Origin of the sequence: Mycobacterium sp. 2-64 (assembly GCF_035918375.1) — a bacterium.
Classification (GTDB): Bacteria; Actinomycetota; Actinomycetes; order Mycobacteriales; family Mycobacteriaceae; genus Mycobacterium; species Mycobacterium intracellulare.
In genome coordinates, this window is record NZ_CP142361.1 from 1,465,363 (window position 1) to 1,488,489 (window position 23,127).

Genomic DNA, 23,127 nt, shown 5'->3' on the forward strand with positions numbered 1-23,127 from the left:
CGCGTACCGAGGTCTCGCAGTCGAGCGCTGCGGACCCCTTCGAGGAGGACGAACCACACTCATGACGAACATCGTGGTCCTGATTAAGCAGGTCCCAGACACTTGGTCAGAGCGCAAGCTGACAGACGGCGATTACACGCTGGACCGCGAGGCCGCCGACGCGGTGCTGGACGAGATCAACGAGCGCGCGGTAGAAGAGGCCCTGCAGATCCGGGAGAAGGAAGCCGCCGACGGCGTCGAGGGGTCGGTGACCGTGCTGACCGCGGGTCCCGAGCGCGCCACCGAAGCGATCCGCAAGGCCCTGTCGATGGGCGCCGACAAGGCCGTCCACCTCAAGGACGACGGCCTGCACGGCTCCGACGTGGTGCAGACCGGGTGGGCGCTGGCCCGCGCGCTGGGCACCATCGAGGGCACCGAGCTGGTGATCGCCGGTAACGAGGCCACCGACGGCACCGGCGGGGCGGTCCCGGCCATCATCGCCGAGTACCTGGGCCTGCCGCAGCTCACCCACGTGCGCAAGCTCTCCCTCGAGGGCGACAAGGTGACCGGCGAGCGCGAGACCGACGACGGCGTCTTCAACCTCGAGGCCACGCTGCCCGCGGTCGTCAGCGTCACCGAGAAGATCAACGAGCCGCGCTTCCCGTCGTTCAAGGGCATCATGGCCGCCAAGAAGAAAGAGGTCACGGTGCTGACCTTGGCCGAGATCGGGGTCGAAAGCGACGAGGTCGGGCTGGCCAACGCCGGATCCACCGTGCTGTCGTCGACGCCGAAGCCGCCGAAGACCGCGGGTGAGAAGGTCACCGACGAGGGCGAGGGCGGCAACCAGGTCGCCCAGTACCTGGTCGCCCAGAAGATCATCTAATTCGAGCACCCCATCGAAGACCATTCCTGAGACGAGAAGAGCGATATAACCATGGCTGAAGTATTGGTGCTCGTGGAGCACGCCGAAGGTGCGCTGAAGAAGGTCACCTCCGAATTGATCACCGCCGCCCGCGCGCTGGGCGAGCCCTCCGCCGTCGTGGTCGGGGCGCCGGGGACGGCCGCCCCGCTGGCCGACGGGCTGAAGGAGGCCGGCGCCGCCAAGATCTACGTCGCCGAGTCCGACGACGTGGACAAGTACCTGATCACCCCGGTGGTCGACGTGCTTGCCGCGCTGGCCGAGTCGAACGCGCCCGCGGCCGTGCTGCTGGCCGCCAACGCCGACGGCAAGGAAATCGCCGGCCGGCTCGCGGCCCGGATCGGTTCCGGTCTGCTGGTCGACGTGGTCGAGGTCAAGGAGGGCCCCAAGGCCATCCACTCGATCTTCGGTGGCGCGTTCACCGTCGAGGCCCAGGCCAACGGCGACACCCCGGTGATCACCCTGCGCGCCGGCGCCGTCGACGCCGAGCCGTCCGCCGGAGCCGGCGAGCAGGTCACCGTCGAGGTCCCGGCCCCCGCCGAGAACGCCACCAAGATCACCGCCCGCGAGCCCGCGGTCGCCGGTGACCGCCCCGAGCTGTCCGAGGCCACCATCGTGGTCTCCGGCGGTCGCGGCGTGGGCAGCGCGGAGAACTTCAGCGTGGTCGAGGCCCTGGCCGACTCGCTCGGCGCGGCCGTCGGCGCGTCTCGTGCCGCCGTCGACTCCGGCTACTACCCGGGCCAGTTCCAGGTGGGCCAGACGGGTAAGACGGTCTCGCCGCAGCTCTACATCGCGCTGGGCATCTCCGGTGCGATCCAGCACCGCGCCGGGATGCAGACGTCCAAGACCATCGTCGCGGTCAACAAGGACGAAGAGGCACCCATCTTCGAGATCGCCGACTACGGCGTGGTGGGCGACCTGTTCAAGGTCGCCCCGCAGCTGACCGACGCGATCAAGGCACGCAAGGGCTGAGCTTCTCGGCCTCGAAGAGCCCCCGGCGCCGCGGCGCCGGGGGCTTTCTTGTGTGCCACGCCCGTCCGGTGCGTCACACCGGCCCCACCAGTCCCCGGCCCAGGGGGATGTGCCGTTGTGCCCACCTCCGAGCGACAACCGCAACGGCGGCCGTCGTTGTCGCTCGGAGGTGGGCACAAAGCTCCTCCCGCCTTCCAGTGATCCGAGTGACGGATGGGACGACGGCGCCCCCGCGTCGTCGGTTGGCTCGGTCTCATTTCGTCATCTGACGTGCACCGACACGTCACAGCGCCGATGCCGACCCGCTCACCGGCTACGCCACGTTGTGTCTCATGAGCATCGCTTCTGTCCTCATCCCCGCCGACAAGCTCAGCGGCGCGTCGACCACGCCGCGCTACTCGCTGTTGCTGTCCACCGATCCCGGCCTGATCGAAGCGGCGCAGCGACTCCGGTATGACGTCTTCACCAGCACCCCGGGCTTCGCCCTGCCGCCGGACGGCGGGCACGGATCGGACCGGCGCGACGAGGACCGCTTCGACGAGTTCTGCGACCACCTGCTGGTCCGGGACGACAACACCGGTGAGCTGGTGGGCTGCTACCGCATGCTGGCGCCGGCGGGCGCCATCGCGGCCGGCGGGCTCTACACCGCCACGGAATTCGACATCCGCGCGTTCGACCCGCTGCGGCCGTCCCTGGTCGAGATGGGGCGCGCCGTGGTGCGCGACGGGCACCGCAACGGCGGCGTGGTGCTGCTGATGTGGGCGGGCATCCTGGCTTACCTCGACCGCTACGGCTACGACCACGTCACCGGGTGCGTGTCGGTGCCCATCGGCGACGAGGCCGACGATCAACCGCCGGGCAGCCGGCTGCGCGGCGTCCGCGACGTCATCCTGGCCCGTCACGGCGCGCCCGCGCACCACCGGGTGCGGCCACACCGCCCCGTCGTCGTCGACGGGACCGCGCTCGACGACATCCCGGCGCCCGCGCGGCCCTCGGTTCCGGCGCTGCTGCGCGGCTACCTGCGGCTGGGCGCGCGGGTGTGCGGGGAGCCCGCGCACGACCCGGATTTCGGTGTCGGTGACTTCTGCGTGCTGCTGGGCAAACAGCACGCCGACACCCGATACCTGAAACGCCTCCGCTCGGTGTCGGCCGCCGCGGAGATGGCGGGGAAATGACCGGCATCGCGCACTCCTGGCTACCGCGCGCCTCGTGCGGCGCCGGCTGCGTGCGCCCCGGCGACGCGGTCGCCTGCCCGCCGCCGCTGGTGGCGCTGCGGGTCACGCTTCGCCTGCTGCTGGCGCTGCTGCTCGCGCCGGGGCTGCCGCTGCTGGCCCTGCCACTGCCGGGCCGCACCCGCGTGCAGCGCATCTATTGCCGGCTGGTGCTGCGCTGCTTCGGTGTCCGGATTGCGGTGTCGGGCAACCCGATTCGCAACCTGCGCGGTGTGCTGGTGGTCAGCCCGCACATGTCGTGGCTCGACGTCTTCGCGATCGGCTCGGTGTTGCCCGGGTCGTTCGTCGCCCGTGCCGACATGTTCAGCGGGCCGGCGACCGCGATCGTGGCCCGCGTCTGCAAGGTCATCCCGATCGAGCGGTCCAGTTTGCGGCGGCTGCCCGGCGTGGTGGACGCCGTCGCCCACCGGCTGCGCGCCGGGCAGACGGTGGTGGCGTTTCCGGAGGGCACCACGTGGTGTGGTCGCGACTGCGGGGCGTTCTATCCGGCCATGTTCCAGGCCGCGATCGATGCCGGACGGCCGGTGCAGCCCCTGCGGCTGACCTACCACCACATCGATGGCGGCCTCTCGACGGTGCCGGCCTTCGTCGGCGACGAGACCCTGCTGGGCTCGATCCGCCGGCTGCTCGCGCAGCGCCGCACGCTGGCGCGGGTGCACGTCGAGTCGCTGCAGCTCCCGGGGACCGATCGGCGTGCCCTGGCCGGCCGCTGCCAGTCGGCGGTGGGCGCCGGAACGGCCCGGGGCGCTGGTCACGGGCGCGTGCTGGTGGCCTGAGCCCACCGGTGGGCCGGTATCGTGGGTCGCGTCATGGTCTATTTGGATCACGCCGCCACCACCCCGATGCACCCCGCCGCCGTCGAGGCGATGACGGCTGTGCTGGGCACGGTGGGCAACGCCTCCTCGCTGCACACCAGCGGCCGGGCGGCGCGGCGCCGCATCGAGGAATCCCGAGAACTGATTGCCGACAAGCTGGGGGCGCGTCCCTCGGAGGTGATCTTCACCGCCGGCGGCACCGAGAGCGACAACCTGGCCGTCAAGGGCATCTACTGGGCCCGGCGCGACGCCGAGCCGCGGCACCGGCGCATCGTCACCAGCGAGGTCGAACACCACGCCGTGCTGGACTCGGTCAATTGGCTCGTCGAGCACGAGGGAGCCGAAGTGACGTGGTTGCCGACCGCGCCCGACGGCTCGGTGTCGGCGGCGGCGCTGCGCGAGGTGCTCACCCACCACGACGATGTCGCGCTGGTCTCGGTCATGTGGGCCAACAACGAGGTCGGCACCGTGCTGCCCGTCGCCGAACTCGCCGCCGTCGCAGCCGAATTCGGGGTGCCGATGCACAGCGATGCCATTCAGGCGGTGGGGCAGTTGCCGGTGGACTTCGCCGCCAGCGGGCTGTCGGCGATGAGCGTGACCGCGCACAAGTTCGGGGGCCCCGCGGCCGTGGGTGCGCTGCTGTTGCGCCGCGACGTCGCGTGCGTGCCGCTCGCACACGGCGGCGGCCAGGAGCGCGACATCCGTTCGGGGACGGCCGATGTCGCCGGTGCGGTCGGAATGGCCGCGGCGGCCCGGATCTCGATCGACGGGCTCGAGGTCAACAGCGCCCGGCTGCGGGCGCTGCGGGACCGGCTGGTCGACGGGGTGCTCGGCGGCATCGAGGACGTCAGCCTCAACGGTGCCCGCGACCCGCTGCGCCTTCCCGGCAACGCGCACTTCACGTTCCGCGGTTGCGAGGGCGATGCGCTGTTGATGCTCCTGGACGCCAACGGAATCGAGTGCTCGACCGGTTCGGCGTGCACCGCCGGTGTCGCGCAGCCCTCGCACGTGCTGATGGCCATGGGAGCCGACCCGACCAGCGCCCGCGGGTCGCTGCGACTCTCATTGGGGCACACCAGTGTTGACGCCGACGTCGATGCGGTGCTGCGGGTGCTGCCCGGGGCGGTGGAGCGGGCGCGTCGGGCGGCCCTGGCCGCGGCGGGGGCGTCCTAAGTGAAGGTGCTTGCAGCCATGAGCGGTGGCGTCGACTCGTCGGTCGCCGCGGCCCGGATGGTCGACGCCGGACACGACGTGGTGGGCGTGCACCTGGCGCTGTCGTCCTCGCCCGGCACGCTGCGCAGCGGCTCGCGCGGCTGCTGCTCGAAAGAGGACGCCTCGGACGCGCGGCGGGTCGCCGACGTGCTCGGAATACCGTTCTACGTCTGGGATTTCGCGGAAAAGTTCCAGGCGGACGTCATCGACGAATTCGTGTCGTCCTATGCGCGCGGCGAGACGCCCAACCCGTGCGTGGTGTGCAATCAGAAGATCAAGTTCTCGGCCCTGTCGGCGAGAGCCGTTGCGCTCGGGTTCGACACGGTGGCCACCGGCCACTACGCCCGGCTTTCCGGCGGTCGGCTGCGCCGCGCCGTGGACCACGACAAGGACCAGTCCTACGTGCTGGCCGTGCTGAGCGCCGAGCAGCTGCGCCACGCCGCGTTCCCGATCGGCGACACCCCCAAGTCACAGATCCGCGCCGAAGCCGCCCGCCGCGGCCTGGCCGTCGCCGAAAAGCCGGACAGTCACGACATCTGCTTCATCCCGTCGGGCGACACCCGAGCCTTTTTGGGCTCACGCATCGGGGTTCGCCGCGGCGCCGTGGTCAATGCGGACGGGACGGTGCTCGCCGAGCACGACGGCGTGCACGGCTTCACCATCGGGCAACGCAAGGGTCTCGGCATCGGCGGGCCCGGCCCCGACGGTCGCCCGCGCTACGTGACCGCGATCGACGCCGAGACCGCGACCGTGCGGGTGGGGGACGCGGCCGATCTCGAAGTGCGCGAATTGACCGGGCGGGCACCGGTATTCACCTCGGGTGTGACGCCGTCGGGGCCGATCGAGTGCGCGGTTCAGGTGCGCGCGCACGGTGAGACGGCCGACGCCGTGGCCGAACTCGCCGGCGGCGAACTCGTCGTGCGGTTGCGCGTCCCGCTGCGCGGCGTCGCGCCGGGCCAGACGCTGGTGCTGTACCGGCCCGACCCCGACGGGGACGAGGTGCTCGGCAGCGCCGTCATCGCCGCGACGTCGCGCTGATCGCGAACTAGCGCGGCACGTTCGCGGCGATGTTCGTCATCACGATGTCGGACACCGATTGCGCGAAGCCGCAGAACGTGACCTCCAGCATGGCCACCGACAGGATCCGGTAGTCGCGGCCGCAACCGCCGGGCCGCAGGTGCAGCGAGGTGCCGTCGGCGTTCCACTCGCCGACGTAGAGCTGCCCACCCGAGCCGTTCGCGCAGTCCCCGACGGTGCCCACCAGGGCATTGAAGGCGGTCCGCGCGGAGTCGGCGTCGCGATAGGCCGCCGCGCCCTCCGAGATCAACGCGCCGTCGGGCGGGTCCTGAAAGGTCGTCTTGTGAAACGCCTCGAGATCGGTCCCGAAGGTCGCGGTCTCGTCGTAGATGAACCGGCACTCCCGCGGCGCGGTCTGGGCCAGCGCGTCGATGTTCACCGGGCTGGTGCCGTCCATCGAGGGAATGATGGTCAGGTGCTCACCGGCGCCGGTGATCGCACGCATCCGCGACTGGTCCAGCAGGATCGTGTCGACATTGACGCCCTGCACCACCCTGCGGTTGTTGTCAGGACCCGCGAGCGCCGCGCCGTCCACCACCCGGGTGCACGACACCGCCATCAGCACCGCCCCGCACCACAGCGGTAGCCTCGCCCACTTCGTCCTCTGCGACACCGTTTTTGCACCCCTCTGCGGTTGAACCTACCCGCGGGGACCCTCGGCACACAGCCCCTGCCGACCGGCGGCCCGGGCGACGTCGAATACGGTTGGCCGGTGAGTGTTTTCGCGGGGCCCAGTGGCGTCGGTTCCTGGCCGGGCATCGCGGCGCGGGAGGCCGCCGCCGTGATCGTTGGCGAATTGGCGGGGGCGCTGCCGCACATCGTCGAACTGCCCGCCCGCGGGGTGGGCGCCGACCTGCTGGGCCGGGCCGGGGCGCTGCTGGTCGACGTCGCCATCGACACGGTGCCGCGCGGGTACCGCCTCGTCGCCCGTCCGGGCGCGGTCACCCGCCGCGCCATCAGCCTCCTCGACGAGGACATGGACGCGCTGGAAGAGGCCTGGGAGGCCGCCGGCCTGCGCAATGACGGCCGCGTGGTCAAGGTGCAAGCGCCGGGCCCCATCACGCTGGCCGCCGAGATCGAGCTGGCCAACGGGCACCGGGCGATCACCGACCCCGGCGCGCTGCGCGACCTCACGTCGTCGTTGGCCGAAGGCGTCGCCGCGCATCGTGCTCAGCTGTCGCGGCGCCTCGAGACGCCGGTGGTCGTCCAGTTCGACGAGCCGTCGCTGCCAAAAGCGTTGGGGGGCGCGTTGAGCGGGGTGACGGCGCTCAGTCCGGTCGCGCCGCTCGACGAGGCGGTGGCCGGCGGCCTGCTCGACGCCTGCGCCGAGACGGTGGGCGGCGAGGTGGCGCTGCACTGCTGTGCACCCGGCGTGCCCTGGGACCTGTTGCAGCGCAGCGCATTCAGCGCGGTCTCGGTCGATCCGGGCGCCTTGAGCGCGGCGGATCTCGACGGCATCGCCGCGTTCGTCGAGTCCGACCGCGCCGTCGTGCTGGGCGTCGTCCCCGCTAGCGCCCCGGCGCGGCGGCTGTCGGCCGAGGAGGTCGCCGGTGGTGTGGTCGCGGTGACCGATCGCCTCGGCTTCGCCCGCTCGGCGCTGCGCGAACGCATCGGCGTCACCCCGGCCTGTGGTCTGGCCGGCGCCACCCCCGCGTGGGCCCGCACCGCGATCGAGCTAGCCCGCAAGGCCGCCCAGATGTTCGCCGAGGATCCCGACGCCATCAAATAGGCAACCGAGGGGTTGCTCTTCATACCGCGCCGTGCTGAACTAATAGGCAACCAGGAGGTTGCATATGAAGATCGAAAAGCAGGTGGTGCTGCGCGCGCCGCTGGAGCGGGTGTGGCGGGCCATCAGCGACGCCGAGGAGTTCGGCCGCTGGTTCGGGGTGCGCTTCGACGGGCCGTTCGTCGCCGGGACATCGGTGACCGCGGCGATCAGCCCGACCACCGTCGACGGCGAGGTCGCCAAGCGCCAACAGTCGCACGCGGGCGTGACGAGCACCTGGCAGATCGTCGCCGTCGAGCCGCGGCGGCGGTTCGCCTACCGCTGGCATCCCTTCGCCATCGACCCGGAGGTCGACTATGAGGGCGAGCCGACCACGCTGGTCGAGTTCACCCTCGCCGAGCAGTCCGACGGGGTGCTGCTGACCATCACCGAATCCGGTTTCGAGGCCATTCCGGAGGCCCGCCGCGGCGCGTCGTTCGAGGCGAACGGCGAAGGCTGGGCGATCCAGACCACGCTGGTGCGCAAGTACATCGAGGGCGTCCGGGTATGAGCGGACGAGTCGCCGTCGGCGCCCCGATCTTCGGTGCGCTCGGTGACCCGAACCGGCTGCGCATCATCGTGCGGCTCTGCGATCAGGGCCCGAGCTCGACGTCGCAGGTCACCAGCGTCGTCCCGGTCACCCGGCAGGCGGCGAGCAAGCACCTGCAGCTGTTGGAGTCGGTCGGGCTGGTCACCAGCAGCCGGCGGGGGCGCGAGCGCGTGTGGACGGTGCAGACCGGGCCGCTGGCGTCGGCCAGCGACTACCTCGACCAGTTGTCCCGCCGGTGGGATGCGGCCCTGGATCGGTTGCGGTCCTTCGTGGAAGACGGAGTGGAGGATTGAGTCGAGCGCGCCGGGTTTTGCGTCGGTGTCCTCGGATAGCCTGCCAAGGTGAGCTCAGCAGAAGCTGATTCGGTAGCGCCCGAGGTCCGGCGGCAGTGGCAGGACCTGGCCGAAGCGGTCCGGGAACACCAGTTCCGCTACTACATCAAGGACGCGCCGATCATCTCGGACGCCGAATTCGACACGATGTTCAACGAGCTCCTCGCGCTGGAGGAGCGCCACCCGGAGCTGCGGGTCGCCGATTCGCCGACCCAGCTGGTCGGCGGCGCGGGCTTCGCCACCGACTTCGCCGAGGCGCAGCACCTGGAACGCATGCTGAGCCTCGACGACGTCTTCGACCGCGACGAGCTGGTGGCCTGGAGCAATCGCGTCGAGAACGAGGTCGGCAAGGAACCGCATTACCTGTGCGAACTCAAGATCGACGGGGTCGCGCTCTCACTGGTGTACCGCGACGGCCGGCTGGAACGCGCCGCGACCCGCGGCGACGGCCGCGTCGGTGAGGACGTGACGCTCAACGCGCGCACCATCGACGACGTGCCCGAGCGGCTGTCCGCCGCCAAGGACTTCCCGACGCCGTCCCTGCTGGAGGTGCGCGGCGAGGTGTTCTTCCTGCTCGCCGATTTCGAGGCGCTCAACGCCAGCCTGGTCGAGGACGGCAAGGCCCCGTTCGCCAACCCGCGCAACAGCGCCGCCGGGTCGCTGCGCCAGAAGAACCCGGCCGTCACCGCCCGGCGCAAGCTGCGGATGATCTGCCACGGCATCGGCCGCACCGAAGGGTTCGCCCCGAAGACCCAGCACGAGGCCTACGCCGCGCTGAAGGCCTGGGGGCTGCCGGTGGCCGAACAGACGGCACGCGTGCGCGGCCTCGCCGCGGTCGAGGAGCGGATCGGCTACTGGGGAGAGCACCGCTACGACCTCGAGCACGAGATCGACGGCGTGGTGGTCAAAGTCGACGACGTCGCGTTGCAGCGCAGGCTCGGCACCACGTCGCGCGCGCCGCGCTGGGCCGTCGCCTACAAGTACCCGCCTCAGGAGGCGCAGACCAAGCTGCTCGACATCCGCGTCAACGTCGGGCGCACCGGGCGCGTCACGCCCTTTGCCTTCATGACGCCGGTGAAGGTGGCCGGGTCCACCGTCGGGCTGGCCACCCTGCACAACGCCGCGGAGGTCAAGCGCAAGGGCGTGCTGATCGGAGACACCGTGATGATCCGCAAAGCCGGCGACGTCATCCCGGAGGTGCTGGGCCCCGTCGTCGACCTGCGCGACGGCTCCGAACGCGAATTCGTCATGCCCACAACGTGTCCCGAGTGCGACACCCCGCTGGCACCGGCCAAGGAGGGCGACGCCGACATCCGCTGCCCCAATGCCCGGTCCTGCCCGGCGCAACTGCGGGAGCGGGTGTTCCACGTCGCGGGTCGCGGGGCGTTCGACATCGAGGGGCTCGGCTACGAGGCCGCCATCGCGCTGCTCAAGGCCGAAGTGATCGCCGACGAGGGCGACCTGTTCACGCTGACCGAGGACGACCTGTTGCGCACCGAGCTCTTTCGGACCAAGGCGGGCACCTTGTCCGCCAACGGCAGACGGCTGCTCGACAACCTGGACAAGGCCAAAAAGGTTGCGCTGTGGCGGGTTTTGGTGGCGTTGTCCATCCGCCACGTCGGGCCGACGGCGGCGCGCGCCCTGGCGACCGAGTTCGGCGACCTGGACGCCATCATGTCGGCCTCGACGGAGCGGCTCGCGGCGGTCGAGGGTGTGGGCCCGACGATCGCCGCCGCGCTCACCGAATGGTTCACCGTCGACTGGCACCGCGCGATCGTCGACAAGTGGCGCGCCGCCGGCGTGCGGATGGCCGACGAGCGCGACACCAGCGTGCCGCGCACCCTCGAGGGCCTGACGGTGGTGGTCACCGGGTCGCTCGCCGGCTTTTCGCGCGACGACGCCAAGGAGGCGATCCTGGCGCGCGGGGGCAAGGCCGCCGGGTCGGTGTCGAAGAAGACCGACTACGTCGTGGCCGGGGATTCGCCGGGGTCGAAGTACGACAAGGCCGTCGAGCTGGGGGTGCCCGTCCTCGACGAGGACGGCTTCCGGCGGCTGCTGGCCGACGGTCCGCAAAAAACACCGGCGGAATAACCGATGAGCGGCCGGTACGGCGATTCCACCCGCAGCCTCAAAGCCGTGAATTCCCAAGCGGTTTCGGGCCAGCCCGTCGCGCCGCAGCCGGTGCTCGCCGCCACGTATCACCTTTCGGCCGACGAAACCCTGGACAGCTACGGCCGCAGCTCCAACCCGACGTGGCGGCAACTCGAATCGGCCCTCGCCGAGCTGGAGGGGGCGGCGGGTGCGGTGGTGTTCGGCTCGGGGATGGCGGCCGTGAGCGCGGTGTTGCGGGCCTGGGCGCCGCCCGGGTCGACGGTGGTGGTGCCGGCCGACGGCTACTACCAGGTGCGCCGTCACGCCACCGAGGATCTGGCGCTCGCGGGGGTCACGGTCGTCGCGGCGTCGAGCTCGCAGATCTATGACGCCGCCGCGCAAGCCGACGTGGTGCTCGCCGAGACCCCCACCAATCCGGCGCTCGACGTGGTCGACCTGCACCGGCTGGCCACCATCTGCCACGGCCGCGGCGCACGCCTGGTCGTCGACAACACCGCCGCCACGCCGCTGGGTCAGCAGCCGCTGTCGCTGGGCGCCGACGCGGTGGTGGCCAGCGCCACCAAGGCCCTGTCCGGTCACAGCGACCTGCTGGCCGGCTATGTCGCAACCAGTCAGTCCGAGTTACTCGCCGCCGCCGAGCGCCAACGCCTGCTCGCCGGCGCGGTCCTGGGCGGGTTCGAGGCGTGGCTTCTGTTGCGCAGCCTGGAAACTGCCGGACTGCGATTCGAGCGCCAATGCCAGAACGCCCGGGCGGTGGCGACGATGTTGGCCGGCCACCCGGCGGTGCGGGCCGTGCGCTACCCGGGGTTGGCGCAGGATCCGGCGCATCCCGTCGCCATGGCGCAGATGCGCCGATTCGGCGGCCTGCTCTGGGTCGAACTGGCCGACGCCGCGGCGGTGCACGCCCTCGTCGACGCCAGCGAGCTGCTGATCGCCGCCACCAGCTTCGGGGGCCTGCACACGTCGGTGGATCGGCGGGCACGCTGGGGCGACCCGGTCGCCGACGGGTTCGCGCGCATCTCGCTGGGCATCGAGGACACCGACGACCTTGTCGCCGACATCGAACACGCGCTCATGACCTCCCGATAACGACATATACATGCCGCACCGCCCGGGCGGCTCTATCGTGGGTTCTATGACCCAGACGGCCGAGGAGTGCGCGCAGGCATCGCCGTGGTCGCCGCGCGAGGCCGAGATCCTGGCGGTGACCCTGCGGCTGCTGCAGGAACACGGCTATGACCAGCTGGCGGTTGACGCGGTGGCCAATGCCGCCCGCGCCAGCAAGGCCACGGTGTACCGGCGCTGGCCGTCCAAGGCCGAACTGGTGTTGGCCGCCTTCATCGAAGGCGTCCGCCAGGTGGCCGTCCCGCCGAATACGGGCACGTTGCGCGGCGACCTGCTGAGCCTGGGGGAGACCATCGCCGTCGAGTGCGGGCAGCACGCCAGCACCATCCGCGCGGTGATGGTCGAGGTGTCGCGGCACCCCGCACTCAACGAAGCCCTGCAGCATCAATTCCTCGACCAGCGCAAGGCGATGATTCAGCACGTGCTGCACCAGGCCGTCGACCGCGGCGAGATCACCGAGGACGTCATCACCGACGAACTCTGGGACCTGTTGCCCGGCTACCTCATCTTCCGGTCGATCATCCCCGGGCGTCCGCCCACCCGTCGCACCGTGCAGGCGTTCGTCGACGGGTTCCTCATCCCGGGCCTGACCGCGGGGCCCGGCGCCTAGGGCGCGAACCGCCAACGCGTCGCCCCGTGGGGCTCGGCGGTTGCGACACCGACAGCGCCCCGGGCCACGAATCGGTACAAATACCACGGCGGCGGCCCCGCGCTCTGGGCGCTGTACGGGGCGGTGACGGCGTCGCCGTCGCGTTCGCAGGGCCAGCCGGAGTCGCGATAGCGCGCCGTGACCTCGTCGAGTTCGCGCACATCGGTGGTCCGGTGGGCTACGCCGTCGAGGACCAGGTCGACTCCGGGAAGGCGGAACGACAGGGTGCAGGCCGGATTGGCGGCCAGGTTGCGGGATTTCAGCGTCGCGGGGCCGCTGGTGAAATAGATGTGGCCGCCGTGTTCGATCGAGCCGATACCCGCCGAGTGTGGGCTGCCGTCCGCCCGGACCGTCCCCAGAAACTGTGGCGTCTCCTCGGACGGCAGGGCCTTCATCGCGTCAAGGGCCCTGGCCCACGGCAGCTCGGCGTCGCCGTAGATGTTCAGGTCGGTTGCCGAAATCGGGTCGGGCAGCATGGTTACTCCTCGCAGGATTGCTCGTACGGAGACTGACCGGTGACGGCGCCGGAATTCATCGCCCGACTTGACCAGGGGAAAAATTTCCCCTTGTAGAGTACGGTCCCGTACCGCACTGTCATAGCTGTCGATCACGCTGACGACGTTGGCAGCCGCGCTCGCATCGGGCGCGTCCCTGTCACCCGATTTTCGAAAGGCTAACGGGTGAAAGGCTTTTCGTTAGCACCCCTGGTGAGGCGGGGGTGGATGGTGATCGTCAGCGTGCTCGTCGTCGCGCTCGCGGGGTTCGGGATCTATCGGCTGCACGGCATCTTCGGCTCGCACGACAACACGACGGCCAACAGCGGCCTGGCGGCCGAGATCGTCCCGTTCAACCCCAAGCAGGTGGTCCTCGAGGTTTTCGGCGCCCCGGGCGCGGTGGCCACCATCAACTACCTGGACGTCAACGCCCAGCCGCAGCAAGTCAAGGACGCGCCCCTGCCATGGTCGTTCACCATCACCACCACGGAGCCCGCGGTCATCGGCAACGTCGTCGCGCAGGGCAACGGGGACACCCTCGGCTGCCGCATCACCGTCAACGGTGAAGTGAAAGACCAACGCACGGTTCACAAAGTCGACGCCTACACCTTCTGTCTGGACAAATCTGGATGAGCAACGAACAACAGCCGCGGTCCTTTGTGCCGCGCACCATTCGCCGGCTCGCGCTGCCGATCCTGCTGTTCTGGGTGGGGCTCGCCGCCCTCACCAACATCGCGGTGCCGCAACTGGAAGACGTTGGGAAAACCCATAATGTGGCGCTGAACTCGCCCGACGCCCCGTCGCTCAAGGCGATCAAGCGCATCGGTGAAAAATTCCACGAGTTCGACACCGACAGCTCGGCCATGATCGTGCTGGAAGGTGACAAGCCGCTCGGCGCGGACGCCCACCGCTTTTACGACGAGATGATCCGAAAGATCGAGCGGGACAAGAAACACGTCCAGCACGTCCAGGATTACTGGGGCGACACGCTCACCGCGGCGGGATCGCAGAGCAGCGACGGCAAGGCCGCCTACGTTCAGGTCAACCTCGCCGGCAATCAGGGCTCGGCGCTGGCCAACGAGGGCGTCGGCGCCATCCGCGACATCGTCGAACACATGAAGCCGCCCCCCGGCGTCAAGACCTATGTGACCGGCGCGGCGCCGCTGATCTCCGATCAGTTCGACGTCGGGAGCAAGGGGACCGCCAAGGTCACCGGGATCACGGTGGGGGTGATCGCGGTGATGTTGTTCTTCGTCTACCGCTCGGTGCTCACCACGTTGCTGGTGCTCGCCACGGTCCTGATCGAAATGTCAGCCGCCCGAGGCCTTGTCGCGTTCCTCGGCAACGCGGGAGTCATCGGGCTGTCGACCTATGCGACGAATCTGCTGACGCTTCTGGTGATCGCCGCGGGAACCGACTACGCGATATTTTTCGTCGGCCGCTATCAAGAAGCGCGCGGATCCGGTGAGGATCGCGAAACCGCGTTCTACACGATGTATCACGGCACCACGCACATCGTTCTGGGGTCGGGTCTCACCGTTGCGGGTGCGGTGGCCTGCCTGAGCTTCACCCGGCTGCCCTACTTCCAAAGTCTGGGTGTGCCGGCGGCATTGGGCATTCTCGTCGCGCTGTTCGCCGCGCTCACCCTGGGGCCGGCCATCCTCACTTTGGGCGCCAAGGTGGGGATCTTCGACCCCAAGCGGGCGATCCGGACGCGAGGTTGGCGGCGCATCGGCACCGCCATCGTCCGTTGGCCCGGCGCGGTTTTGGCGTCGGCGTGTGCGCTGGCGCTGGTCGGTCTGCTCGCCCTGCCCGGATACAAGACGAGTTACGACACCCGGCCATACATGCCCGCGAGCGCACCGGCCAACATCGGTTACACGGCCGCCGAGAAGCACTTCTCGCGGGCCCGGCTCGAGCCCGAATTGCTGATGGTCGAAACGGATCACGACATGCGTAATCCGGAGAGCATGCTCATCCTGGACAAGGTGGCCAAGGCGGTGTTCCACGTTCCCGGCATCGCCCAGGTGCAGTCCATCACCAGGCCGTTGGGAACCCCGCTGGTCCACAGCTCGCTTGCCTTCGTGGTCAGCAATCAAAGTGCGGCGCAACAGCAAAACCTGACCTACCAACGCGATCGGGCCGACGACGCCCTCAAGCAGGCCAATGAGCTGACCAAGACCATCAACATCTTGAAGCAGCAGTACGTATTGCAGCAGCAGCTCGCCGGCACCACCCACGAGGAAACCGAAAGTTTCCGCGACACGCTCGGCACGATCCGGGACCTGCGCGACAAGATCGCGAATTTCGACGATTTCTTCCGGCCGGTGCGCAGCTATTTCTATTGGGAAAAGCATTGTTACGACATTCCCGCCTGCTTCGCGTTCCGCTCTCTCTTCGATGCGATCGACGGCATCGACCAGCTCACCGAGAAGTTCGAAAACCTCACCGCTTCCCTCGACAAGCTTGACGCGTTGCAACCGAAACTGACGGCGCTGATCCCGCCGCAGATCGAGAGCCAGCAGACCAATCGCGATCTGACCTTGGCCAATTACGCGACGCTGTCGGGCATTTACGCGCAGACCGCCGCGGCGATCGACAACGCGACGGCACTGGGGCGAGCCTTCGACGCGGCCAAGAACGACGACACCTTCTACCTGCCGCCCGAGGTGTTCAACAATCCCGACTTCAAACGCGGGCTGAAGCTGTTCCTGTCACCGGACGGCAAGGCCGCCCGCATGATCGTCACCCATGAGGGCGATCCCGCTACGCCGGAAGGCATTTCGCACATCGATCCGATGGCCAAGGCCGCGCACGAGGCCCTGAAGGGCACGCCGATGGCCGGCGCGCAGATCTATCTCGGCGGCACCGCCGCGACGTACAAGGACATCCAGGACGGTGCCAAGTACGACCTGATGATCGTGGCCTTCGCGGCGCTGAGCCTCATCCTGCTGATCATGATGATCATCACGCGCAGCCTGATCGCCGCGCTCGTCATCGTGGGTACCGTGGCCCTGTCGCTGGGCGCCTCGTTCGGGCTATCGGTTCTGGTGTGGCAGTACATCTTCGGCATCCAGCTCTATTGGGTGGTGCTGGCGCTGGCCGTGATCCTGCTGCTCGCCGTCGGGTCCGACTACAACCTGCTATTGATCTCGCGATTCAAGGAAGAGATCCGTGCGGGTATCAATACCGGCATCATCCGGGCGATGGCCGGCTCGGGCTCGGTGGTCACCTCGGCCGGCGTCGTGTTCGCCGTCACCATGTGTGCGTTCGTCTTCAGCGGTTTCCAGGTCCTCGGCCAGATCGGCACGACCATCGGACTCGGCCTGCTGTTCGACACGCTGATCGTGCGGTCGTTCATGACGCCTTCTGTCGCAAGGCTTCTCGGGCGCTGGTTCTGGTGGCCGCAGCGGGTGCGGCCACGACCCGCCAGCACCATGCTGCGCCCCTACGGCTCGCGCCCGGCGGTTCGTCAGCTGCTGCTGTGGGAGGACGACGACCCGGTGGCGATGTCGTCGGGTGCCCGCTGATCTGGTTGCGCCGGGTCGCGCCCTCCTAGCGCGACATGACTTGGCCCGAACTTGTCGGTGGTGGCTGTGATGATGACAGCATGTCGTCGATCGCATCCGCTGAGGCTGTGGTGGTCACTGCGAGTGACCGTCTTGAGGTGTTGTTTGGGGAGTTGGCGGAGTTGGCGGGTCAGCGCAATGCGATTGATGGGCGCGTTGTGGAGATCGTGGCCGAGATTGATCGTGACGGGTTGTGTGGTGTGACCGGGGCGCGCTCGGTGCCGGCGTTGGTGGCCTGGAAGCTGGGGTGTTCGTCGGCCAACGCGCACACGCTGGCCGCGATCGCGGCCCGGCTCGAGGAGTTTCCGCGCTGCACCGCCGGCCTGCGGGAGGGTCGGCTGTCGGCCGATCAGGTCGGGGTGATCGCGGCGCGCGCGGGTGAGGGGTCTGATGAGCATTACGCGGAGCTGGCCGCGGTGGCGACGGTCAGTCAGTTGCGTACCGCGGTGAAGCTGGAACCGCGACCCGAGCCTGAACCTCGGTCCGAGTCAGAGTCAGAGTCCGAGTCCGAGTCCGAACCTGGGCCCGAGATCGAGCCTGAGCGTTCGATCACTACGACCGCCACTGAGTGGGGCGCCTGTTATCGGATCATGCTGGGCCACTTGGATGCGGCGAAGTTCGACGCCGCTTTGGCGTCTCATCGTGAGGCGCTGATCGCCGAGTGGAAACACGATCAGGCAAACGGCGCGGGCGTTTCCGATCAGCGGCCGCCGTTGCCGAGCACGGTCGATGCGTTGATGCGGCTGGTCGAGGCGGGTTGGGACGCCGAGGCCACCCGCCGCCCGCATGGGCAGCACACGACCGTGGTGGCCCACCTCGACGTCGGGCAGCGCGCGGCAACCCTGCATTTGGGTCCGCTGCTGTCCGATGCCGAACGTCGCTTGTTGACCTGTGATGCCACCTGTGAGGTCTGGTTCGAACGTGACGGGCAGGTTATTGGGGCGGGCCGGACCACGCGGGTGATCAATCGGCGGCTGCGCCGCGCGCTGGAGTACCGCGACCGCTCGTGTGTGGTGCCCGGTTGTGGGGCCAGCCGTGGCCTGCACGCGCATCACCTGTGGCATTGGGAAGACGGTGGCCCCACGGAGTTGGCCAACCTGGTGCTGGTCTGCCCGTATCACCACCGGTTGCATCACCGGGGCGTTATCACCCTCACCGGACCCGCCGACGCCCTGACCGTGACCGACGAGGCCGGCCGGGTACTGAGCCCGGGATCGTTGGCGCGTCCACCCACTGGGCCCCCGCCCGCGGTGCCACCGTGTCCGGGACCTACCGGCGAGCGGGCCGACTGGTGGTGGTATGACCCCTTCCAACCCCAACCCCCACCGACAAACAACTAGCCCGGCCAGTCCTGGCGATCAAACACGTTGGTGCATAATGGAATTCATTCCTTCAACACTCGCACCGCCGCCCGCCCGGAACGCCCCAAGGCCTAGGCTTCGACGGGGTTGCGGCCGATCAGCGCAGCATGGTGGCGACGATCCCGGCGAGGTAGCCCAACCGGGCGACCTCGGACGGCCGGAATTCGGGGCCCGGCCGGCCGAGCACCACGGCGGTGTGCGGGTCTCCCAGGGGGGCCGCGACCATCGTCATGTCCATGTCGCGCCATGCCTTGGGCACCCAGTCGGCGCTGCTGTCCAGCGGCTCGGCCCGCTCGAGGGGCAGCCACGGGGCCGTGTCCGCCTTGGTTTCGGGGGCGCCGCGACTGCCGGCGAGGCGCTGCAGCTCGCCGCCGGCACTGCGCAACACCGTGCACCAGCTGACGCGCAGCACCCTGGGCGCCTCGTTGGCCAGCACCTGCAGCCTGGACGCCGTGTCGCCGGCCGCGGCGATGTGGTCGAGCAGCTCGAGCTCGCGGTGCGCCTCCAGCAGACCGGTGTGCGGGCGCACACTGTCCACCCGGACCCCGGACAGTGATTCGGCGGCGGTGATCAGCGAGTCCGGCATCGCCCCCGGCGGCAGCTCGATGACCAGGTCGTCGATCGCGTACCCCGAGCTCCGCTCCACGACGTCGAGCGACAAGATGTCGGCGCCCACCGAACCGAGCGCGACCGCCAGCGACCCCAGGCTTCCCGGACGGTCGACGAGCTCGATGCGCAACAGATAGGAGGGCACGGCCAACACTGTTGCACAGCGATGTGTCGGCGGCATTTCGGCTCGAGCCGGCTCGGGCCCCCTCCGCCGGCAGCGGGCCCGCGGCTAGGCTTTCGGATCGTGTCCCAGATCTCCCGCGACGAGGTAGCGCACCTGGCCCGGCTGTCCCGGCTGGCGTTGACCGACAGCGAGCTCGACAGCTTCGCCGGCCAACTCGACGCCATCCTGACGCACGTCAGCCAGGTACAGGCGGTCGACGTCACCGGTGTCGAAGCGACGGACAACCCGCTCAAGGACGTCAACGTCACCCGCCCGGACGAGCCGGCGCCCTGCCTGACCCAGGCCGAAGCGCTGGCCGAGGCGCCGTCGGCCGTCGACGGCCGCTTCGCGGTCCCGCAGATCCTGGGAGACAGCGAGTGAACGAGATCATCCGGTCCGACGCCGCCACGCTGGCAGCCCGGATCGCCGCCAAGGAGCTGTCGTCGGTCGAGGTCACCCAGGCGTGTCTGGACCAGATCGAAGCCACCGACGATCGCTACCATGCCTTCCTGCACGTGGCGGCCGACGAGGCGCTCGGTGCGGCCGCCGTCGTCGACGAGGCGGTGGCCGCTGGGGAGCGGCTGCCGTCGCCGCTGGCCGGGGTGCCGCTGGCGCTCAAGGACGTCTTCACCACGGTCGACATGCCCACCACCTGCGGATCCAAGATCCTCCAGGGCTGGCGTGCCCCCTACGACGCCACCGTCACCTCGCGGCTGCGCGCCGCCGGCATCCCGATCCTCGGCAAGACCAACATGGACGAGTTCGCGATGGGCAGCTCGACCGAGAACTCCGCGTACGGGCCCACCCGCAACCCCTGGAACGTCGACCGGGTGCCCGGCGGCTCCGGTGGCGGCAGCGCGGCGGCGCTGGCCGCGTTCCAGGCGCCGCTGGCCATCGGGACCGACACCGGCGGCTCCATCCGGCAGCCCGCCGCGCTGACCGCGACCGTCGGCGTCAAGCCGACCTACGGCACGGTGTCGCGCTACGGCCTGGTGGCCTGCGCGTCGTCGCTGGACCAGGGCGGCCCGTGCGCGCGCACCGTGCTGGACACGGCGCTGCTGCATCAGGTGATCGCCGGGCACGACACCCGCGACTCGACGTCCGTCGACGCGGCGGTGCCCGACGTCGTCGGCGCGGCGAGGGCCGGGGCGGCCGGTGACCTCAAGGGCGTGCGCGTCGGCGTGGTCAAGCAGCTGCGCGGCGAGGGGTATCAGCCCGGGGTGCTGACCTCCTTCGGGGCCGCCGTCGAGCAGCTGACCGCGCTGGGCGCCGAGGTGAGCGAGGTCGACTGCCCCCACTTCGAGTACGCGCTGTCCGCCTACTACCTGATCCTGCCGTCGGAGGTGTCGAGCAACCTGGCGCGCTTCGACGCGATGCGCTACGGGCTGCGGATCGGCGACGACGGCAGCCACAGCGCCGAGGAGGTGATGGCGCTGACCCGCGCCGCGGGCTTCGGCCCGGAGGTCAAGCGGCGCATCATGATCGGCACCTACGCGCTCTCGGCCGGCTACTACGACGCCTACTACAACCAGGCTCAGAAGGTGCGCACCCTGATCGCCCGCGATCTGGACGAGGCCTACCGGTCGGTCGATGTCGTGGTGTCACCGGCGACCCCGACCACCGCGTTCGGGCTCGGTGAGAAGGTCGACGATCCGTTGGCGATGTACCTGTTCGACCTGTGCACGCTGCCACTGAACCTGGCCGGTCACTGCGGCATGTCGGTGCCGTCGGGCCTGTCGCCGGACGACGACCTGCCCGTCGGATTGCAGATCATGGCGCCCGCGCTGGCCGACGACCGCCTGTACCGCGTCGGGGCCGCCTACGAAGCGGCGCGCGGGCCGCTGCCGGCCGCGATCTGACGTCTGCTCGCGCCGGTAGCCCGCCGCCCGGCAAGATAGGGCTATGCGGATCGGAGTGCTCACCGGAGGCGGCGACTGCCCCGGGCTCAACGCCGTCATCCGGGCGGTGGTGCGTACGTGCGACTCCCGGTACGGCTCGTCGGTGGTCGGATTTCAGGACGGATGGCGCGGGTTGCTGGAGAACCGGCGCGTCCAGCTGCACAACGACGACCGCAACGACCGCCTGCTGGCCAAGGGCGGAACGATGCTGGGGACCGCGCGCGTGAATCCCGACAAACTGCGGGCCGGGCTGAACCAGGTCAAGCAGACCCTCGACGACAACGGGATCGACGTCCTCATCCCGATCGGGGGGGAAGGCACGCTGACGGCCGCGCACTGGCTCTCCGAGGAAAACGTTCCCGTGGTCGGCGTGCCGAAGACCATCGACAACGACATCGATTGCACGGACGTGACTTTCGGCCACGACACCGCGTTGACCGTCGCCACCGAGGCGATCGACCGGTTGCACAGCACCGCCGAGTCCCACCAGCGCGTGATGCTGGTCGAGGTGATGGGCCGGCACGCGGGTTGGATTGCGCTGAACGCGGGCCTGGCTTCCGGCGCGCACATGACGCTGATCCCCGAGCAGCCATTCGACGTCGAAGAGGTCTGCCGGCTCGTCAAACGTCGCTTCCAGCGCGGAGATTCGCACTTCATCTGCGTGGTCGCCGAGGGCGCCAAACCCATACCCGGCTCGATTGCGTTGCGGGAAGGCGGGATTGACGAGTTCGGCCACGAGAAATTCACCGGTGTGGCCGCGCAGCTGGGCGCCGAGGTGGAAAAGCGCATCAACAAGGACGTCCGGGTGACCGTCTTGGGTCACGTCCAGCGCGGCGGCACCCCGACGGCATATGACCGGGTGCTGGCCACCCGGTTCGGCGTGAATGCGGCCGACGCGGCGCATGCCGGCGAATACGGCCAGATGGTGTCGCTGCGCGGCCAGGACATCGGCCGGGTGCCGCTGGCCGATGCCGTCCGCCAGCTCAAGCTGGTGCCCGACAGCCGCTACGACGACGCCGCGGCCTTCTTCGGCTAGGCCCGCCGGGCAGATAACCGGTGGTTTCCGGACCCGTGCATAACGGCTATACCGGGGTATGAGCAACCGTGGTGAGAGTCGCGGAGTCGTTCAGCATTCCGTCGGATCGGCGGGCCCACCGGGCCCGGCACCCCACCACCCGCGCCCGCCCAGCTGGCGCGCCGACGCCCGCCCGTCGGCGACCACGGTGCCCCAGCCTCGCGGGCCCGGCCGCCGTCCGCCGGTCCCGCCGCGCCCCGGGCCGGTGCTGGGCGAGACGGCGCTGGATCGCTTCGACCACCCCGAGACCGACGCCAGGCTCAACTGGCGAGGGTTGATCCACCGCGTCACCGGGATCGATCTCGGCCCGGGCAAAAACGCCGCCTACGAGACGGAGTTGCGGGAGCGCATCCGCGCGACTGTGGGTAGTGCTTTTCCGATCGCCGTCCTCAACCTCAAAGGCGGGGTGGGCAAGACCGCGGTGGTCGAGGCCCTCGGGTCGACTTTCGCCGCGGTGCGCAACGACCGGGTGCTCGCACTCGACATCGACGCGGGGGACCTGGCCGAGCGCCACGGCCGTCACAACCCGCACAGCATGGCCGACCTGCTCCGCGGCGGCCCGGCAACGAGCTACGAGGACATCCGGGCGCTGACCTATATGAACGGCTTCGGGCTGGAGGTGCTCGGGCTGCCGGACTACGCAAGCACCGACTGGCGCCTGGAGCGCCGTGACGTTCTGCGGGCGTTCTCGATGCTGAGAAACCAGTATTCGGTGGTGCTGGTCGATTGCGTCAAAGCGCTCAATTCCAGTGTGATGGAGGCTGTTCTGCCGGAGTCGCGGGCCCTCGTGGTGGTCACGAGCACCTCGATCGACGCGATACGCAAGACCCACACCACCCTGGAGTGGCTGTGCCACAACGGGTATCAACGATTGATGGCGTCGACCGTGCTCGCGGTCAATCACGTCGAGCCGGCCAAGGTGGAGGGTGTGGCCGTGACGGAACTTGACCGGCTGTCCGCACGCGTCGCCGCCACCGTGGTGCTGCCGTTCGACCGGCACGTGCACGAGGGCAGGAAGATCGCGCTGGACCGAATGAGCAAGGAGAGCCGGCGCAGCTACCTCGAGATGGCCGCCGTGCTGGCCGGGATGTTCCCGGGCAGGGGAGGAGAGCGCGCTCGCGATCACCACTAGCCTCGATCTTTCGTGAAGATGGGGTGGTGACGGGCGTGTGATGCACGGAAGTGCCTGTCCTGCTTGAGAAAATGTGACTTGTCTAGG

Annotated in this window: 22 protein-coding genes; 19 read left to right on the plus strand and 3 right to left on the minus strand. The window is 69.5% G+C overall.

Annotated features, from left to right (window positions below; all coding sequences use genetic code 11):
• Nucleotides 1-61: 61 nt before the first annotated feature.
• The 6 genes from QGN31_RS07105 to mnmA all read left to right on the plus strand — a co-directional run bounded on the left by QGN31_RS07105 (nucleotide 62) and on the right by mnmA (nucleotide 6,167).
• The gene (locus tag QGN31_RS07105; protein ID WP_008259088.1) at nucleotides 62-862 is read left to right on the plus strand and encodes an electron transfer flavoprotein subunit beta/FixA family protein; all 801 of its coding nucleotides are present in this window, start codon (nucleotides 62-64) and stop codon (nucleotides 860-862) included.
• Between the two features lie 51 nt (nucleotides 863-913).
• Complete coding sequence (locus QGN31_RS07110; RefSeq protein WP_009955847.1) at nucleotides 914-1,870, plus strand: electron transfer flavoprotein subunit alpha/FixB family protein; 957 nt, start codon at nucleotides 914-916, stop codon at nucleotides 1,868-1,870.
• Nucleotides 1,871-2,202: 332 nt separating this feature from the next.
• Nucleotides 2,203-3,045: a GNAT family N-acetyltransferase gene (locus QGN31_RS07115; protein ID WP_014380749.1), complete on the plus strand. Its 843-nt coding sequence runs from the start codon at nucleotides 2,203-2,205 to the stop codon at nucleotides 3,043-3,045.
• Complete coding sequence (locus tag QGN31_RS07120; RefSeq protein WP_014380748.1) at nucleotides 3,042-3,878, plus strand: lysophospholipid acyltransferase family protein; 837 nt, start codon at nucleotides 3,042-3,044, stop codon at nucleotides 3,876-3,878. The genes QGN31_RS07115 and QGN31_RS07120 overlap by 4 nt, the downstream gene beginning before the upstream one ends.
• A 33-nt stretch (nucleotides 3,879-3,911) precedes the next feature.
• Complete coding sequence (locus QGN31_RS07125; RefSeq protein WP_009954359.1) at nucleotides 3,912-5,090, plus strand: cysteine desulfurase family protein; 1,179 nt, start codon at nucleotides 3,912-3,914, stop codon at nucleotides 5,088-5,090.
• Nucleotides 5,091-6,167 (plus strand): tRNA 2-thiouridine(34) synthase MnmA, encoded by a 1,077-nt coding sequence (gene mnmA, locus QGN31_RS07130; RefSeq protein ID WP_014385493.1) that lies wholly within the window; start codon nucleotides 5,091-5,093, stop codon nucleotides 6,165-6,167. It abuts the gene before it with no gap.
• Between the two features lie 7 nt (nucleotides 6,168-6,174).
• On the opposite strand, the gene QGN31_RS07135 is transcribed toward mnmA, so the two are convergent.
• Entirely contained in the window at nucleotides 6,175-6,765 is a 591-nt protein-coding gene (locus QGN31_RS07135; RefSeq protein WP_179960105.1) for a sensor domain-containing protein, read from the minus strand.
• 153 nt (nucleotides 6,766-6,918) lie between these two features.
• Here QGN31_RS07135 and QGN31_RS07140 point away from each other — a divergent pair, with 153 nt between their 5' ends.
• The 6 genes from QGN31_RS07140 to QGN31_RS07165 all read left to right on the plus strand — a co-directional run bounded on the left by QGN31_RS07140 (nucleotide 6,919) and on the right by QGN31_RS07165 (nucleotide 12,700).
• Complete coding sequence (locus QGN31_RS07140; RefSeq protein WP_041785746.1) at nucleotides 6,919-7,935, plus strand: methionine synthase; 1,017 nt, start codon at nucleotides 6,919-6,921, stop codon at nucleotides 7,933-7,935.
• A 64-nt stretch (nucleotides 7,936-7,999) separates the two neighbouring features.
• Complete coding sequence (locus QGN31_RS07145; protein ID WP_009954355.1) at nucleotides 8,000-8,482, plus strand: SRPBCC family protein; 483 nt, start codon at nucleotides 8,000-8,002, stop codon at nucleotides 8,480-8,482.
• Nucleotides 8,479-8,814, plus strand: a complete 336-nt coding sequence (locus QGN31_RS07150; RefSeq protein WP_008259061.1) for an ArsR/SmtB family transcription factor — start codon at nucleotides 8,479-8,481, stop codon at nucleotides 8,812-8,814. Before QGN31_RS07145 ends, QGN31_RS07150 begins: the two co-directional genes overlap by 4 nt.
• Before the next feature lie 48 nt (nucleotides 8,815-8,862).
• On the plus strand, nucleotides 8,863-10,944 hold the full coding sequence (gene ligA / locus QGN31_RS07155) for an NAD-dependent DNA ligase LigA (RefSeq protein ID WP_014385490.1): 2,082 nt from the start codon (nucleotides 8,863-8,865) through the stop codon (nucleotides 10,942-10,944).
• A 3-nt stretch (nucleotides 10,945-10,947) separates the two neighbouring features.
• Nucleotides 10,948-12,054 carry a cystathionine gamma-lyase gene (locus QGN31_RS07160; RefSeq protein ID WP_014385489.1) on the plus strand — a complete coding sequence of 369 codons (1,107 nt, stop codon included), beginning with the start codon at nucleotides 10,948-10,950 and terminating at the stop codon, nucleotides 12,052-12,054.
• 34 nt (nucleotides 12,055-12,088) lie between these two features.
• Nucleotides 12,089-12,700: a TetR/AcrR family transcriptional regulator gene (locus QGN31_RS07165; RefSeq protein ID WP_029384610.1), complete on the plus strand. Its 612-nt coding sequence runs from the start codon at nucleotides 12,089-12,091 to the stop codon at nucleotides 12,698-12,700.
• Here QGN31_RS07165 and QGN31_RS07170 read toward each other — a convergent pair.
• Complete coding sequence (locus tag QGN31_RS07170) at nucleotides 12,697-13,215, minus strand: pyridoxamine 5'-phosphate oxidase family protein (RefSeq protein WP_014385488.1); 519 nt, start codon at nucleotides 13,213-13,215, stop codon at nucleotides 12,697-12,699. The genes QGN31_RS07165 and QGN31_RS07170 overlap by 4 nt on opposite strands.
• 246 nt (nucleotides 13,216-13,461) lie before the next feature.
• On the opposite strand from QGN31_RS07170, the gene QGN31_RS07175 reads away from it, so the two are divergent.
• From QGN31_RS07175 to QGN31_RS07185, 3 genes are all read left to right on the plus strand, one after another.
• Nucleotides 13,462-13,866 carry an MmpS family transport accessory protein gene (locus tag QGN31_RS07175; RefSeq protein WP_009954349.1) on the plus strand — a complete coding sequence of 135 codons (405 nt, stop codon included), beginning with the start codon at nucleotides 13,462-13,464 and terminating at the stop codon, nucleotides 13,864-13,866.
• The gene (locus tag QGN31_RS07180; RefSeq protein ID WP_014385487.1) at nucleotides 13,863-16,763 is read left to right on the plus strand and encodes an MMPL/RND family transporter; all 2,901 of its coding nucleotides are present in this window, start codon (nucleotides 13,863-13,865) and stop codon (nucleotides 16,761-16,763) included. The genes QGN31_RS07175 and QGN31_RS07180 overlap by 4 nt, the downstream gene beginning before the upstream one ends.
• An 80-nt stretch (nucleotides 16,764-16,843) precedes the next feature.
• Nucleotides 16,844-18,142: an HNH endonuclease signature motif containing protein gene (locus tag QGN31_RS07185; protein ID WP_043955248.1), complete on the plus strand. Its 1,299-nt coding sequence runs from the start codon at nucleotides 16,844-16,846 to the stop codon at nucleotides 18,140-18,142.
• 118 nt (nucleotides 18,143-18,260) lie between these two features.
• On the opposite strand, the gene QGN31_RS07190 is transcribed toward QGN31_RS07185, so the two are convergent.
• Nucleotides 18,261-18,917, minus strand: a complete 657-nt coding sequence (locus QGN31_RS07190; RefSeq protein ID WP_085978385.1) for an amino acid-binding protein — start codon at nucleotides 18,915-18,917, stop codon at nucleotides 18,261-18,263.
• Between the two features lie 99 nt (nucleotides 18,918-19,016).
• Between QGN31_RS07190 and gatC the strand changes: the two genes are divergently transcribed.
• Genes gatC through QGN31_RS07210 form a run of 4 tightly spaced genes read left to right on the plus strand, consistent with a single transcriptional unit; the run spans nucleotide 19,017 to nucleotide 23,040 of the window.
• Nucleotides 19,017-19,316 (plus strand): Asp-tRNA(Asn)/Glu-tRNA(Gln) amidotransferase subunit GatC, encoded by a 300-nt coding sequence (gene gatC / locus QGN31_RS07195; protein WP_009952003.1) that lies wholly within the window; start codon nucleotides 19,017-19,019, stop codon nucleotides 19,314-19,316.
• Nucleotides 19,313-20,794 carry an Asp-tRNA(Asn)/Glu-tRNA(Gln) amidotransferase subunit GatA gene (gene gatA, locus QGN31_RS07200; RefSeq protein ID WP_014942670.1) on the plus strand — a complete coding sequence of 494 codons (1,482 nt, stop codon included), beginning with the start codon at nucleotides 19,313-19,315 and terminating at the stop codon, nucleotides 20,792-20,794. The genes gatC and gatA overlap by 4 nt, the downstream gene beginning before the upstream one ends.
• A 43-nt stretch (nucleotides 20,795-20,837) precedes the next feature.
• Nucleotides 20,838-21,869: an ATP-dependent 6-phosphofructokinase gene (locus QGN31_RS07205; protein ID WP_008259042.1), complete on the plus strand. Its 1,032-nt coding sequence runs from the start codon at nucleotides 20,838-20,840 to the stop codon at nucleotides 21,867-21,869.
• Between the two features lie 58 nt (nucleotides 21,870-21,927).
• Entirely contained in the window at nucleotides 21,928-23,040 is a 1,113-nt protein-coding gene (locus QGN31_RS07210; RefSeq protein ID WP_225336823.1) for a MinD/ParA family ATP-binding protein, read from the plus strand.
• The last annotated feature ends 87 nt before the right edge of the window (nucleotides 23,041-23,127 follow it).